The organism is Gilliamella sp. HK2 (genome assembly GCF_001690265.1).
Taxonomy (GTDB): Bacteria; Pseudomonadota; Gammaproteobacteria; order Enterobacterales; family Orbaceae; genus Gilliamella; species Gilliamella apicola_C.
On the sequence record NZ_LZGV01000086.1, the window covers coordinates 53,727 to 68,465 of the forward strand.

Below are 14,739 nucleotides of genomic sequence, written 5' to 3' on the forward strand. Positions count from 1 at the left end.
GGGGAAAAGTTATGGTAACACCGTACAAATCTGAAAAAGAATTGTTAGAGCATTTTGGTTGTTATGAAATGGTAACACCATGCAAATCTGAAAAAGAGTTGTTAGAGCATTTTGGTTGTTATGGATTTGAAAAACAACTCAATTTTGATGAAAAAATTGGCGATAGCAATTGGCAAATAGATATTAATCAAGGTGTTATTTATTTTGATGATAATATAACCTTTTCTATTCAATTATTAGGTACTTTTTCTTTATCTTCTGAAACATGGCTTTGGTCCTGGAATAATGAAGCATCGCAGTTGCCCATATCGGTTATTGAACAAGCGTTGAGTTTAAAAAGCTACGGTGAAAAAAATAATATTAATTTATTCACTACTGCTCAATTTGACACTACACAACAAGAGTTATACAAAATTGGGGTAATTGCTACAGGAATGTTTAACACAGATGGGTATTATCTTGCTGATTTTGGGCAAGGAATAGCATTGGTAACCATAAAAAAAGATCATATTAACTCAGAAAATAATAACCAGAATAAAACCTCTAAAATTTTGCCAAAATTTATAAAAAATCTGTTTGGTCGTTCTTCATCTGAAAGTGATAACCATGAGCAGAAAAATAATCAAAACCAAATTTTTGAAATATTTTCTCAATTTATTTCAAACTTTGATGTGGATCATTATCAGGCGCTTAAATACTATCTAATTGCTAAAGATTATCAAGTCAAACCAAGCAATTTGACAGCTCAAACAGAGCTTGTTGCAATAAAAGGTGAGCAAAGAATAATTGCTAAATTTGATGAACAATCTCGTTTAATTAGTTTAAATGTATAAATATAGTTGTCAGTAAAAATCTTTGCATTTATGGGATAGATGTTACCGATACATTGATTAAGGTTTATTAACCATATCCCAATTTAAACCAAACTTGGCCAAATATTTTTTTAATCGATCGGCATCATTGCTACGTTGTTTTTTTATGCGAGACACGGCGAACAATAGTCTGCCTGCTTCAGATAAACAGCTACTTTTTTGGCAGATTTCGATTACCTTTTCCAGTTGGTAGCGATCAAATTCATCTATTTCTAATGGAATTAAAGGATCATCTGACTTGAGTTTCCCCCAGTTTTGTTTTAAACGCAAAATTTCCTTTTCTACTTGTTCCAACGTAATATTGGCTTGTGGTGCTAACGTTGCCATTCGAATAATCGAGCTATTCAATTCACGGAAGTTGCCCAACCATAAGGCTTCTGGAGAGGTAGCAAAGGCTAAATAAGCACGCCTTGATTGTTGATTAAAACGTGGCATAATGCCATATTCTTTAGCATAACGTGCCAATTCATAATCAATATTCGGTTCGATATCTTCTTTCCGTTCGGCTAAACTCGGCAGTTGATAACTCCACAAATTGATTCTGGTAAACAGATCTTCACGAAATTCGCCATTCACAATAGCCAATTTAAGATCCTTATTAGTTCCAGCTATTAATTGAAAATCACTCTGTATCGGTTTATCACTACCAAATGGATAAAATTGTTTCTCTTCGATAGCTTTTAATAGCATTGCTTGTTCATCAAGCCCAAGTTCACCAATTTCATCTAAAAATAATACTCCCCCGTCCGCATTTTTAAGTAATCCGCTACGAGCAAAATTTGCACCGGTAAATGCGCCTTTGACATGGCCAAATAAGGTTGACATTGCACTATCACCTCGTAAGGTGGCGCAGTTAATTTCGACAAATTGACCGTTAATTTGATGATTAGTGTGTTTTAGTAAATAAATTTGTTTAGCTAAAAATGATTTACCAGCACCAGTTGGCCCACACAATAAAATAGGAGCATGTGATCGGCTGGCAACCTGTTCTATTTCAGCAATTAATTGATTAAATTGTTGGTTACGAGTAGCGATACCAGATTTTAACAGATCCGTTGCTTGAATGGCATATTGTTGAAAACGGGTTAGGATTTTATCATAACGATGCAAATTCAAATCGATGATATTCATTTTACCATAAGGTACTTGCGCAATGAGATCGGCTTCCGCTAAGTTATATTTTTTTTCCATTATCTCCTTTTTGGATGGTGGAGACATTTGTAATAATTTAGCTGGATAATAGCGCGATTCTGCTAGCAAAAACCAACAAATCTGTGCAACATGCGTACCAGTTGTGATATGCAAATAATACTCTTCTTGTTCTGAATTAAATGAGTAGTTTTTCGAAATATCAAAAAGGCAGGTATAAACTTGTTCAAAATCCCATGGATCATCTATATTTACTGCAATTGGCCTTACTTCAATTTGTGGCGATAAAATTTTAATATCTTTAACAACTTCACAAAGCAGATGATAATCGTTTTGATAATAGAGTAATTCAAATCGAGTTAGTGGTAGATCAGATCGATGACATAAATCAATAGTCGGTCGCCATTGTAACCATCGCCGTTTACCTTTACTACGTTGATCCAGTACATTTCCTAAAAAACCAAATACTACATTCTTTTTCATTTTTATAAATATTTATAACTTTTTAGAATAAATTATAAAAAATTAATCAACCAAAATCTATTAAATTTCTATTTTCATCTATTTTAAACTTATTTTTGTTTTTTTAATCAAAACAATACTAATTATTTTTACCATTTTTTAATTTTTGGCACGCTTTTAGCAATATTTATCATACAGAATCACAAAAAAAAGATTTTATCGCCCAAAGGGGGAATAAAATCCAAAAATAAAATAGAGCTTATAAACTTAGCACTGTATGAAATTAAGAAGGAGTAAAAAATGAGACAATATGAAGTATTGAAAACCGAAAATACTAAGCCGATAAAAATGTGGACAAAAGGCGTACCAGTAGAGCTTGAAGCTAAAGAACAACTATTAAAATTGGCACAATTACCGTTTATTTTTAAACACATCGCTGTAATGCCTGATGTGCATGTAGGTAAAGGATCAACTATCGGTAGCGTGATTCCTACTATTGGTGCAATTATACCTGCTGCGGTTGGTGTAGATATTGGCTGTGGAATGATGGCAGTACAAACTTCATTAACCAAAGCTGATCTACCTGACAAACTAGCCCCCTTACGTTTAGCGATTGAAAAAGCCGTACCACATGGTTTAACGCCAAAAAAAATAGGTCGCGATCAAGGTAGTTGGCAAAATCCACCATTAATTGTGGATCAATATTGGCAACAGCTATTACCAGAATTTGAAAAGCTGACTGAAAAATATCCACATTTTTTAAATACCAATAACTACCATCATTTAGGGACATTAGGAACTGGTAATCATTTTATCGAAATTTGTTTGGATGAAGCTGATCGGGTTTGGATTATGTTACATAGCGGTTCACGTGGTGTGGGTAATGCTATTGGAGAGTATTTTATCAAAGTAGCTAAACAAGACATGGCTACTTATTTTATTGATAACTTTTTACCAAGCCAAGATTTAGCCTACTTTGTTGAAGGCACTGAGCATTTTAATGATTATCTTATGGCGGTAAATTGGGCTCAAGAGTTTGCCCGTTTAAATCGTGAAGCGATGATGCATAACACAATTAAAGCCATCGGTAATACACTAAATATTGAGTTTATTAGTCATCTACAAGCTGTTAACTGCCACCATAATTATGTTCAAAGAGAGCATCATTTTGGTCATAATATTTTTGTAACACGTAAAGGAGCGGTATCAGCTCGTAAAGGTGAGCTAGGGATTATTCCGGGCTCAATGGGTGCAAAAAGCTACATTGTGCGAGGGCTTGGTAATGAAGAAAGTTTCTGTTCATGCTCACATGGTGCAGGGCGAGTTATGAGCCGAACAGCAGCAAAAAAACAATTTACCATTGAAGACCACATCAAAGCCACCTCGCATGTTGAATGCCGTAAAGATGTTGATGTGATTGATGAAATCCCAATGGCATACAAAGATATTGATGCAGTAATGACAGCTCAAAATGAACTGGTCGAAATTGTCCATCAATTACGGCAAGTCGTGTGTGTAAAAGGGTAAAAAATATCGAGGAGTAATCCTCGATATTAGTGGAAATAAAAAGATTAAAAGTCTTAATTATATTAATGGTTATCTAAAATAATACATTACTATCGAGATTATTCCATTTGATTAAAATAACTAATTATTTTAATGATAAAATATTTAACGGATTAGCAATGAAAAAAATACTCAAAATTCAACTATAGCCACCTCAAATAGGGCGACTATTCAACCATTTCCAATAGTATGGGATAACAATAAAATCAGTATTTATCTGTTTTTACTACCTTAGAAGCGCTACTGAATCGTTTGCATAATTAATGGAAATAGGAACATTTGTTAAACCTAACAATGACGTTTTTTGCGCTGAACTTAACTCTGTTGATAATAGATTTATTATCTCATCATGATCAATTAAAGAATCATCCTCTTTTAGTTTATCTATATATCCCTCAAAATTATGGGTAATAAGTTCTAAAATATTGTCTGGATAGTTTTCTCTTATAAACTCTAGATCTTGCTCTTCTAACTGTTTATAAAATGCACTATTATTTTAAATTAATAATTCTCTCAACTACTCTCACCGTAATCCCCCAAAATCTTCGCAATATTTTCAATAGATACGCCCTTTTCCAGTAACGCATTAATTAGTATTTTCTTTTCAGATTCAGCTTTTTCTCGACGAGCTTTTTCTGCTTTTGCTTTCTGCTGAGCTGTTTTGGTCTTATCCCTCTCAACCGCTAATTTTTCTTTTGCAATTTGTTTTTCTTGTTTACGGATGCGTTCAACTACTTGGTAAGTCGGAACATATTTCAAGCTTTGTTCAAGTTCAGCCATCAGTTTGATGTTGCGAAAGCTGATATAGGTTTTTGGGGTGATAATTAAGTGGTCGGTAAGCTCGATATTTAAAATATGGGCAACTTGAATTAAGCGGTCGGTGATATCTTTATCCGCCTCTGAGGGGATTAGCGATCCAGATGGGTGATTATGCACCAAAATCACCCGTGAAGCGTTTTTCATCACCGCAATACGAAACACGTTCATTGGTTCAATGTTGACCGATTTATAAGACCCAAGCGCAATTAGTTCAATATACAGGATATAACCCGCTTGATTCATACCAATCATCCAAAGATGTTCCTTTTCTTGGTCTATCTTGTCTTCACGCAATAACACACGCTGCATAATGCTATACACGTCGTCTGTGCTTTCAATATAGCGTTTATCATGTTTGGTTAGTTTAATATCCATCTTATCGCCTTGTAAAATCAAACGAAAAATAATATAGCATATTCTGTTTATGCTGGGCAGTCGTTAATCAAATAATTCCACCTGTTCACTTTTTAGGTTATATTATTTGTAAAAAATATTCAGGATTCTATACCGTTTTAAAGGAGATCAACAATGTATCACGCTATTTTACCCGAAGAGCAGCATTCTGCTGCTAAGCGCTTTTTGCAACAAGTCCCGTCATTAATCGCAACAAGTTCATTATGTCGACGCCTTAAGCCTGTCGCATTACTGATTGACATTGCGCCCATGACGTTAATTGCTCTGCCACATAGCTTGATTGCCAATAAATTTCACCTTTCACCACGAGCTGCTCAAAGGCGAGATAACGTTATTCGTCAGTGGCTAGCGCAGTATGAGCCAGATCTTTATCAAGCAATACTGAATCTTACACAAACGATGCCGGTAGAAGTGTCTAGACAAGCTCAGGCATTTAAGTTATGGCTGACCAAGCTACTTGGTACGTCAGTTATGCCTTGCGATTATTGTGGATCGCTTAGTACAGTTCGCATTGGGCACCGCCTTAATTTTCGTTGCCGAACCTGTCGCCGAACGTTTAATCCTCTCAAAAAGTATTATCTTGATAAATTATCTCATTGTGAACTATGGTTACCTTTTGTTGATTTATTACTACAAGGTGAGACATTTAAAACGATTAGCCAACAATTGGGAATTAATACCGATACCGTCGCTAAGTGGCAACGTTATTTTTTGGAGATAATGGAATTACAAGGATTTTTGGCATTGGCTAACTATTATCAAATAAAGCGATGTCAACGTTACCGTCAAACATGGTTAGACATGCACACTGATGACTCGTTTTTACCCGCTAGCAAATCGCATTTTAGATCTAAATCATCATAATGTTTAATGCATTTGTAAAAAAGATTCAGGATTCTATACCGTTTCAATCATAAATTATTATGCTCAATGATTTGTTAATGGTAATAGGCAAAAGGCTTTAGCATCCTTAACGTGTTAAAAATTTAGATATAAATTAGAATAAATAACCTAAAGGAGTAGAAAACAAAAATTAGCAGAATTAGCACAAGCTACATGATATCCATAGGCATTATACCTGTAATCAGGTGTGGGGATTTCCATTACCGAATAGTGATTATGATGTGCGTGGATAAGCGACACAATTTCTGAACTACATTTTAAGGCGGATAAGTTAGAGCGTTTTTTGCACAAGCCTTAATGAACTTAAAATAAGACAAGAAATACAGGGCGGCAATCCAATCTGATGAGTGCCACAGTATAAAGGAAGATTGAAATCAGAATAAAACAGAAATAACACAAACCATAACACATCAAATAATATAATTCTGGTGTGCGATGTTTTGCGATAATCGTTCGATAACACCATTGGTAACTTAGATAGGCACCTATAAAATTAAACAATACGATAATTAATAAATTAATTATTTTCATTAGTTTGCCCTTTATTATCTTCAATTTCTTTTACAGCTTATGCCAAAGAGTCTGGTGGTATGTCCACACTTTTTAGTACAAAAAATAAGGTCATCGATTTCTTTTATATTCAATCGGCGACTGTCCATTTAATATTGAATGAAGCCTGTTATAATTAAACCAATCCACATAGTGATTAAATTCCAATTTAAGTTGCGCCAGTGATCAAAAATAGTATTTGGCATAAATTCTGGTTTTACGGCTTTAAATGTGCTTTCTGCAATTGCGTTATCATAAAGACAGCCTTTGCGACTTAACGACCGTTTAATTCCAAATGCTGTTAAGCATTTATCAATCAAATGATTATCAAACCCTTTTCCTCTATCAGAATGAAAAAACTCAATCGTCTGTAAGTTCATGGATATTTGACTCATCGCTTGCATGACCCGTGCCGCTGTTTTATGCCTGCCAGCACTTCGTCCCACTATTTCACTCAGCAATATATCTTGTGGTTGCTACGTCAATTGTCGCTGATAATAGAAACGATTTCCCGTTACATTTAAACATCGACATAATGCACGTAAACGGTATCGATTGCCATTGTTTTTACCTTAGGTTACTTATATAAAAATTAATTTTTTCTACCCTTAATCTTAGCTAATTTATATACTGGAATAGACTTAAAATCATTATTTAGTGAACAATAATTTGAAATGAAAAAAATAATATTAATATTATGTATATCAATAAGCGCTATCTGCAATGCGAAGGAGCATTGTTCAAACAAAATAGAAGCTAAAAACTATTCGTTCGAGATTAATTCAAAATCGTATAACTTTATATCTTATCGTTGTGATGATGAAAATAATGAATTTTCAAAACCCGCTATATTAGAAGTAAAAGGTGATAATGTGGATTATCAACTTGAAAATTTGATTGGATCTTATCATTCACTTGATGTTCAATTTGCCAATTGGAATAATCAACCCGCATTGTTTTACAAGCATGCAACAACAAATAATATTCAAGGCTACATTCCAATAACAATTCAAAACAACAGACTAACTATTGATTGTAGCTATGTTAAGAGACGGTTAATCAACTTGATGGAAACCCGATATTCTTATTGCACTGAAAGAAAGCAGATTAACAATATTAAAGATTTAAATGGTTCCTTGGCTCTTTTTGATCCTCGCCAATTAAATTCTTACTCCTATTTCCCTCACACTGATGAAAGTTTATTACATAAAAATTTTGATGTTTTTGTTGGTAAAGTGGGTGATATTAGTTTTTATCAACACTATCAATCAATTAAGGATTATGATTTAGATAAATATACAGTAATAATAGCAAATAAAGATAAGCAATATCATTTCAAACATGTCGAAGTATTTCAAAGAATTAAAGAATTAGGTGAATTTGAATACCAACATATGATTGGTTTAGATATTCTCAATTCTAACGGTAATTTTACTTTTTATGATATGGACAGGCTTTCAGATATACTGGATAACTCAACCGAAAAAAGCGATATTCATTCTTATATTCAACTAGAAAAAGTTCAACTTTATGAACAACCAGACTTTCAATATCCAACTTATAACTATTTAAAAAGAAACGATTTTGTCAAAATTTTAGATGTAGAATTAGACAATGAGAAACTCAAAAAAACTAACCTTTATGAAATTTATAAAATGAGAAAGCTTTTATGGTTTAAAGTGAGTTATCAAAGTGAAAAATATGGTGAAATAATTAATTGGGTACCATGGAATGCATTTTACGCCGACTAGTAATTGCATGCCTAAATAAGCATAGACTATCAACTAAAATGCCATAAATTTCTATAAAATAATTCTTAAATGCTGTTAGTTTGAGAAGTGGATAATATGATTAAGTGAAAGAATATGAAAACAATAAAATACATTATAGTGGCTATCTTATGTTTATCCAACTTTGTATTTGCCAACTATTTTTATCGAATCGAAATCAGAACGAATGGCAAGTATAAAGAAGAGTATTATTACAATTATAATAATGATTTTGCTGGTAATGCAACTTTATATATCAATAATATCACCAATCATCCTAAGCTTTTAACCGAAAATGAGTATGACGCAGAGTCTGATGATAATCTTTCAGCTGATAAAAGATTAGCGTCATTACCTAAAACAGAATTAGAAAGTGAACTGCAATTTGGATGCTTTTCGGACTCAGAATTAGATATATTTGAAAAAAAATCTAAAGAAATAGAATTTTTACAACACAAGACAACTAAAGATTACTATTTCAAAATCGTTTTATCTATAAAAGGCTGCGCTTATAAAATGGTTGGCATTAATGTTTACCGAAAAAAAGACGGTAGTTTGTTACAAACAATTAATGATGCTGCTATTAGTGATTATGAATTTATGTCAATCGAAACAATAAAAAACGGTGATAGCACAGTAATTCATAGACCTGAAGGCACTGATGATTACAATTTTGATGGCATTGATAATGATTTTTTTATTTCTAAAACAACCGATGATGTAATGGGGGTGCCTACTTTTCATCGTTTTTACTCCTTTGATAAGAAAAAAGGAAAATTTGTTTATCTGAATTTAGATGGTCTCGATATTTCTTTTGATGAAAAGAAACAACAAGCCATTCAGAAAAAAATTTGTCCAATTAAAGAAGATAACGACATTGTAATTACTAAAACTTTTCAATTTGACACTAAAAAACATAGCTATACCTTACTTAATTCGGTATGTAATTATAAAAGACGTAGCACGAATGATTCAGATAAAGTATTTTCTCGTCAATGCACACAAAAAGAAGATAATTATTGCAAAAACGAAGATGAACTAGATAATGATTTTGGGTTTTAATACGAGATAGCTTTAATTAAAGCAAGAAATAAATCAAGCTGAAATTGAATTAGAAAATAAGGTAATTGACGGAAAAACAAGATGATTAAACGATTCGCTTATTAATATTCATCAACTTACTATGCCTATCTTTTACATCAAAAGCTGATGAGATAACACTTGAATCGATTCCTTCAACAGAAGGCGCAGGATTAATATGTCGCAAAAATAAGATTGAGATTAATATTTATGGTGAAACTTATCGTGGAAAAATTACCGTTATAAAAAACAGTAATAGATACCAAGTTATCTCAAATGCTGAATATTACAATGTCCCAATTTACTATCATGATGACAATGATGAAAATATAAAGTCAGAAGTAGTATTCACGGTTACTAAAAGATATTTTATACAGAATAAAAAAGTTGTTTCCGCAATATCATCAGATCCAATAGATAAGGAAAAAGCTGAAGAAGAATTATCATTAATATCTATAGCATTAAAAGAAGCCCATGAAAATAAAAAGTGTTTATCTTGGAATATTCAATCATAGTTAAAACAAGCTAATATATCTTGTTTTTATCCATACCCATGCTACTTGTGCTGAAAAGTTGAAAATATTATATACATAAAATAGCAACATTTTAGTAAATAAAAAACGCTCAGTTTTATAAAACCAAGCGTTTGCAAGGAAAAAAGATAAATTAGAATTCCATTAACTCTTTTTCTTTATCGGCCAGCACAGCATCTAATTTTTTGATTGCAGCATCGGTTGCTTTTTGGATTAAATCTTGTGCTTTACGCTCATCATCTTCAGATATTTCTTTATCTTTTAGCAATGCTTTAATTTGATCATTGGCATCACGGCGAATATTACGAATCGATACTCGACCTTGTTCTGCTTCATTACGAACAATTTTGGTTAAATCACGACGGCGTTCTTCTGTAAGCGGTGGCAAAGGTACACGAATTACTGTGCCTGCTGACGCAGGATTAAGCCCTAAATCTGAAGTTAAAATCGCTTTTTCAATAGCTGGCGTTAATGATTTATCAAATACGGTTATAGCTAGTGTTCTTGCATCTTCAGCAACAACATTGGCTAGTTGACGAAGCGGCGTTGGGCTACCGTAATATTCAACCATAATGCCATCTAATAAACTTGGTGATGCGCGACCAGTTCTTACTTTAGAAATATGATTTTGAAATGCATCAATACTTTTTTCCATGCGCGTTTGCGCTTCTTTTTGAATCTCGTTTAACATAATAAAAGCCTTATTTAAGATAAAGATAATTAGCTGGTTACTGTTGCTTTGTTACTAATTAATGTTCCTTCTTGCTCACCTAATATGACGCGACGCAACGCACCTGGTTTATTCATATTAAACACACAAATAGGTAGATTATGATCTCTTGCTAATGTAAATGCCGCTAAATCCATGACTTTAAGTTCATCATCTAATACTTTTTCATAGTTAAGCGTCTTATAAAGTGTTGCATTTGGATCTTTTACAGGATCAGCTGAATAAACACCATCAACTTTGGTTGCTTTTAAAACAACATCTGCTTCGATTTCAATACCACGCAGGCAGGCTGCTGAATCCGTGGTAAAAAAAGGATTACCCGTTCCTGCTGATAAAATAACGACTCTACCATGACGAAGCAAGCTAATTGCTTCAGTCCAACGATAATCATCGCAGACGCCATTCAATGGTATCGCTGACATTAAACGCGCATTAACTTCAATTCGGTGCAACGCATCACGCATCGCAAGGCCATTCATAACCGTTGCAAGCATCCCCATATGATCACCAACCACTCGGTTCATCCCAGCTTTAGCAAGTCCTGCGCCACGAAATAGATTACCACCCCCAATAACAACAGCAACTTGAACATTCATTTCAATCAGTTCTTTTATTTCTTGCGCCATACGGTCAAGAACAGTTGCATCAATACCAAAGCCTTCATCACCTTGTAGCGCTTCACCACTGAGTTTTAGAAGAATACGTTTATAGAAAGGGGTCACCATATTGAAGTCTCACTATTTCGTTGTTTAATTACTCAATAAGCTAACAAATTAGCTTGTCGTAATTTTAAAATATTTTGTAGATAAACAAAACCGCCTTAACGGCGGTTTTTTGAAACAATTAAGATTGTTTCGATATTGCAGCAACTTCTGCAGCAAAGTCAACTTCGACTTTTTCAATACCTTCACCTACTTCAAAACGAATGAATGAAGCGACTGTGGCTTTCTTTTCTTTTAGTAAATCACCAACAGTTTTAGAAGGATCCATAACAAAAGCTTGACCAGTTAATGATACTTCGCCAGTGAATTTACGCATACGGCCTTCAACCATTTTTTCAGCGATTTCACGTGGTTTACCTGATTGCATTGCAATATCGATTTGAATGTTACGTTCATGTTCAACAACATCAGCAGGCACATCACTTGGATCAACATATTCTGGTTTGCTTGCTGCAATATGCATTGCAATATGTTTAACTAATTCATCATCAGCACCATTAGCTGCTACTAATACGCCAATGCGAGCACCATGTTGGTAACTACCAACTACGTCACCAGAAATTTCAGCAACACGACGAATACCAATATTTTCGCCAATTTTAGCAACTAGTGCAGTACGTTCTTCTTCAAATTTTGCTTGTAAAGCAGCAAGATCAATCATGCGATCATTTAAAGCTGCTGTTGCTACTTTTTCGCTAAATGCTAGGAAACCAGCATCTTTGGCAACAAAGTCTGTTTCACAGTTAACTTCTAAGATAACGCCATACTTTTTATCAGCAGAAATTTTAGAAATAATCACACCTTCAGCAGCAACACGACCTGCTTTTTTAGCTGCTTTGGCTTGACCTGATTTGCGCATGTTGTCAATTGCAAGTTCAATATCACCATTAGCTTCAACTAATGCTTTTTTACATTCCATCATACCTGCGCCAGTTCTTTCGCGCAGTTCTTTTACCATAGAAGCGGTAACTTCAGCCATTTTTTAATCCTCTATTTAACCATTGTGATGATTTTCATTAGAATGAGTGGACACTCAAGCATCCACCCGAAAATATTTGAGTTTTTACTCAGCTGCTGGTGCTTCTTCTACGAAGCTTTCTTCAGATACTGGAGATTGGTTTTGTTCACGACCAGAACGGACTGCCTCAGCAACCGCATTTGCATATAATTGAATTGCGCGGATTGCATCATCATTACCAGGAACAATGTAATCAATACCATCAGGATCTGAGTTAGTATCAACAACAGCAATGACTGGAATACCTAAATTGTTAGCTTCTTTGATTGCGATATGTTCGTGGTCTGCACCAATAACAAAAATCACATCGGGTAAGCCACCCATATTTTTAATTCCACCCAAGCTATTTTCTAATTTAGCCATTTCACGAGCACGCATTAGTGCTTCTTTTTTGGTTAATTTGTCAAATGTACCATCACTAGCTTGTGTTTCTAAATCTTTTAGACGTTTGATTGATTGACGTACTGTTTTCCAGTTAGTCAACATACCACCTAACCAACGGTGATTAACATAGTATTGTCCACAGCTTTCAGCCGCTTGTTTAATGGCTTCGCTAGCTGCACGCTTTGTACCAACAAATAAAATTTTACCTTTACGCGCAGCAACTTTGTTTAATTCAGCTAATGCTTCATTGAACATTGGTACTGTTTTTTCAAGATTGATGATGTGAACTTTGTTACGTGCACCAAAAATAAATGGTTTCATTTTTGGGTTCCAATAACGAGTTTGGTGTCCAAAGTGTACACCCGCTTGTAACATATCGCGCATTGATACTGTAGTCATGATTTCCTCATTTTGACGTTGGGGTTATGCCTCCACATATCCGCTTTAACCGACCTAATAACAACAAGTAAAAGGCACCCCGGAAAAGTGTGATGATATGTGTGTGTTATAACGTTAATTAATTATTAAAATTTAATGCTTTATTCATTACTAATTGTCATTTACTATCTTATATAGAAAAACAATATGAAATGTAGCGCGCGTTTTATATCATAAATAGTATAAAATTACTAGCTTTATTTGCATTTATTAGCTGTTAGCGAAGCTAATTATTGTTATTTAGAAGTAAGTGAGTTTTATTAAACTTTCACTATTTATTTAACAAGCAAACATAAAAATAAATAAAATCAAAGTTATTTTTCTTGTAAATACCCCCCCAAACTTCGTACACAATTCAGGTAGAAAATTAGGCTGCCTGTTTTAACGTTTTATATTCGAGCGGTGTCATGTTATTAAATGTCTCATGCAGTCTTTAGGTGTTATAAATCGAGTAATTCCGCGATAGGTACGATTAAAGCATTTAGGAAACCCCAGCGTAAATGTCGGTTTGTGATAGCATTCAACACCGAAACAATCACCGAATCATCCAGTAACTCAGGTTGATAATAGTAAGCACAAAGGCTTAAGCCAACAATAGCACAACTCATAGCAATAGCAACTGAATGATTTTGTTGTAGTTGCTGTGCCCACGTTTTACGTGCCTTTGTGGGCACTAAAGCTTTTTTATGATTTCTTCCTGAAGCTGTGATTTTAAACTTAGCTCAGCAAACATCTGTTTAAGCTTACGGTTTTCAGCCTCAAGCTCCTTTAAGGGTTTGATGTCTGCACCGTATCGCGCCATTGATGAAAATTATCATACCCTATGGCCACAGTTCTTTAACGTGAATACCAGCCTCTGCTTATTTTAAAATAGATACAATTTGATGTTCAGTCATTTTTTTCATAATTAAATCCTCTTTTACTTTTATCATAGAGAATTTTCTATTTTTTGCTATACTATTTTAGAGGATAGTTACACCATGGTAAAAACTATTCTTTTTATACAAATCATTCCAACCTCACTTTTAGATTATTTTCCCTTTTTTCGTCTATAAAGTGCTTCTTTGGGCTTATCTATATTTTAATATTAGCGTTTCATTTTAACCATTAATGAGCAATAAACTTAGGAAGCAAGATTGAATTGTTCTTTATAAAAAATAAATTTCTATTCATTTGATTATGGCTCATCACCGACCTCTACGACCGCCTTTTCACAATCTTGTCTTTCTTTTTTAGTACACTTTTTTTGAAAAAACTTTTTATTATCATAAGCAATACAATATTGATCTAAATAATTATATTTTTTAGTGTTTTCATTAAAATAATACATT

The 14,739-nt window shown here is 33.7% G+C and carries 14 protein-coding genes; 5 read left to right on the forward strand and 9 right to left on the reverse strand.

Annotated features, from left to right (window positions below; all coding sequences use genetic code 11):
• The first annotated feature begins 11 nt into the window (after nt 1–11).
• Nucleotides 12–833, forward strand: a complete 822-nt coding sequence (locus A9G45_RS09020; RefSeq protein WP_065568216.1) for a DUF6882 domain-containing protein — start codon at nt 12–14, stop codon at nt 831–833.
• Between the two features lie 57 nt (nt 834–890).
• Here the strand turns inward: A9G45_RS09020 and rtcR are convergent, their stop codons facing one another.
• Nucleotides 891–2,504: an RNA repair transcriptional activator RtcR gene (gene rtcR / locus A9G45_RS09025; protein WP_065568215.1), complete on the reverse strand. Its 1,614-nt coding sequence runs from the start codon at nt 2,502–2,504 to the stop codon at nt 891–893.
• Nucleotides 2,505–2,783: 279 nt separating this feature from the next.
• On the opposite strand from rtcR, the gene A9G45_RS09030 reads away from it, so the two are divergent.
• The gene (locus tag A9G45_RS09030) at nt 2,784–4,010 is read left to right on the forward strand and encodes an RtcB family protein (protein ID WP_065568214.1); all 1,227 of its coding nucleotides are present in this window, start codon (nt 2,784–2,786) and stop codon (nt 4,008–4,010) included.
• A gap of 552 nt (nt 4,011–4,562) precedes the next feature.
• Here the strand turns inward: A9G45_RS09030 and A9G45_RS09035 are convergent.
• Nucleotides 4,563–5,243: a JAB domain-containing protein gene (locus A9G45_RS09035; RefSeq protein ID WP_065568213.1), complete on the reverse strand. Its 681-nt coding sequence runs from the start codon at nt 5,241–5,243 to the stop codon at nt 4,563–4,565.
• Nucleotides 5,244–5,396: 153 nt separating this feature from the next.
• On the opposite strand from A9G45_RS09035, the gene A9G45_RS09040 reads away from it, so the two are divergent.
• On the forward strand, nt 5,397–6,146 hold the full coding sequence (locus A9G45_RS09040; protein WP_065568212.1) for a hypothetical protein: 750 nt from the start codon (nt 5,397–5,399) through the stop codon (nt 6,144–6,146).
• 660 nt (nt 6,147–6,806) lie between these two features.
• Here A9G45_RS09040 and A9G45_RS14995 read toward each other — a convergent pair.
• Nucleotides 6,807–6,884 (reverse strand): IS3 family transposase, encoded by a 78-nt coding sequence (locus tag A9G45_RS14995; protein ID WP_442903048.1) that lies wholly within the window; start codon nt 6,882–6,884, stop codon nt 6,807–6,809.
• Nucleotides 6,885–7,408: 524 nt separating this feature from the next.
• On the opposite strand from A9G45_RS14995, the gene A9G45_RS09050 reads away from it, so the two are divergent.
• A complete protein-coding gene (locus tag A9G45_RS09050) occupies nt 7,409–8,485 on the forward strand; it encodes a hypothetical protein (protein ID WP_065568210.1) in 1,077 nt (358 codons plus the stop codon).
• Between the two features lie 114 nt (nt 8,486–8,599).
• Nucleotides 8,600–9,565 (forward strand): hypothetical protein, encoded by a 966-nt coding sequence (locus A9G45_RS09055; RefSeq protein WP_065568209.1) that lies wholly within the window; start codon nt 8,600–8,602, stop codon nt 9,563–9,565.
• Nucleotides 9,566–10,249: 684 nt separating this feature from the next.
• Here A9G45_RS09055 and frr read toward each other — a convergent pair.
• The 6 genes from frr to A9G45_RS14740 form a co-directional block, all read right to left on the reverse strand.
• The gene (gene frr / locus A9G45_RS09060) at nt 10,250–10,807 is read right to left on the reverse strand and encodes a ribosome recycling factor (RefSeq protein WP_065568208.1); all 558 of its coding nucleotides are present in this window, start codon (nt 10,805–10,807) and stop codon (nt 10,250–10,252) included.
• Nucleotides 10,808–10,836: 29 nt separating this feature from the next.
• Nucleotides 10,837–11,571, reverse strand: a complete 735-nt coding sequence (pyrH, locus tag A9G45_RS09065; RefSeq protein ID WP_065568207.1) for a UMP kinase — start codon at nt 11,569–11,571, stop codon at nt 10,837–10,839.
• 118 nt (nt 11,572–11,689) lie between these two features.
• On the reverse strand, nt 11,690–12,547 hold the full coding sequence (tsf, locus tag A9G45_RS09070; protein WP_065568206.1) for a translation elongation factor Ts: 858 nt from the start codon (nt 12,545–12,547) through the stop codon (nt 11,690–11,692).
• Between the two features lie 84 nt (nt 12,548–12,631).
• A complete protein-coding gene (gene rpsB, locus A9G45_RS09075) occupies nt 12,632–13,369 on the reverse strand; it encodes a 30S ribosomal protein S2 (RefSeq protein ID WP_065568205.1) in 738 nt (245 codons plus the stop codon).
• 479 nt (nt 13,370–13,848) lie between these two features.
• The gene (locus A9G45_RS09080) at nt 13,849–14,082 is read right to left on the reverse strand and encodes a hypothetical protein (protein WP_065568204.1); all 234 of its coding nucleotides are present in this window, start codon (nt 14,080–14,082) and stop codon (nt 13,849–13,851) included.
• Nucleotides 14,082–14,210, reverse strand: coding sequence for a hypothetical protein (locus A9G45_RS14740; RefSeq protein WP_255307142.1), 129 nt, complete (start codon nt 14,208–14,210; stop codon nt 14,082–14,084). Before A9G45_RS14740 ends, A9G45_RS09080 begins: the two co-directional genes overlap by 1 nt.
• Between the last annotated feature and the right edge of the window lie 529 nt (nt 14,211–14,739).

What these genes read in the sequence shown, in the direction of transcription:
- A9G45_RS09020 (WP_065568216.1), top strand. Translation starts at nt 12, where the DNA reads ATGGTAACACCGTACAAATCTGAAAAAGAATTGTTAGAGCATTTTGGT.
- rtcR (WP_065568215.1), bottom strand. Translation starts at nt 2,504, where the DNA reads ATGAAAAAGAATGTAGTATTTGGTTTTTTAGGAAATGTACTGGATCAA.
- A9G45_RS09030 (WP_065568214.1), top strand. Translation starts at nt 2,784, where the DNA reads ATGAGACAATATGAAGTATTGAAAACCGAAAATACTAAGCCGATAAAA.
- A9G45_RS09035 (WP_065568213.1), bottom strand. Translation starts at nt 5,243, where the DNA reads ATGGATATTAAACTAACCAAACATGATAAACGCTATATTGAAAGCACA.
- A9G45_RS09040 (WP_065568212.1), top strand. Translation starts at nt 5,397, where the DNA reads ATGTATCACGCTATTTTACCCGAAGAGCAGCATTCTGCTGCTAAGCGC.
- A9G45_RS09050 (WP_065568210.1), top strand. Translation starts at nt 7,409, where the DNA reads ATGAAAAAAATAATATTAATATTATGTATATCAATAAGCGCTATCTGC.
- A9G45_RS09055 (WP_065568209.1), top strand. Translation starts at nt 8,600, where the DNA reads ATGAAAACAATAAAATACATTATAGTGGCTATCTTATGTTTATCCAAC.
- frr (WP_065568208.1), bottom strand. Translation starts at nt 10,807, where the DNA reads ATGTTAAACGAGATTCAAAAAGAAGCGCAAACGCGCATGGAAAAAAGT.
- pyrH (WP_065568207.1), bottom strand. Translation starts at nt 11,571, where the DNA reads ATGGTGACCCCTTTCTATAAACGTATTCTTCTAAAACTCAGTGGTGAA.
- tsf (WP_065568206.1), bottom strand. Translation starts at nt 12,547, where the DNA reads ATGGCTGAAGTTACCGCTTCTATGGTAAAAGAACTGCGCGAAAGAACT.
- rpsB (WP_065568205.1), bottom strand. Translation starts at nt 13,369, where the DNA reads ATGACTACAGTATCAATGCGCGATATGTTACAAGCGGGTGTACACTTT.
- A9G45_RS14740 (WP_255307142.1), bottom strand. Translation starts at nt 14,210, where the DNA reads ATGGCGCGATACGGTGCAGACATCAAACCCTTAAAGGAGCTTGAGGCT.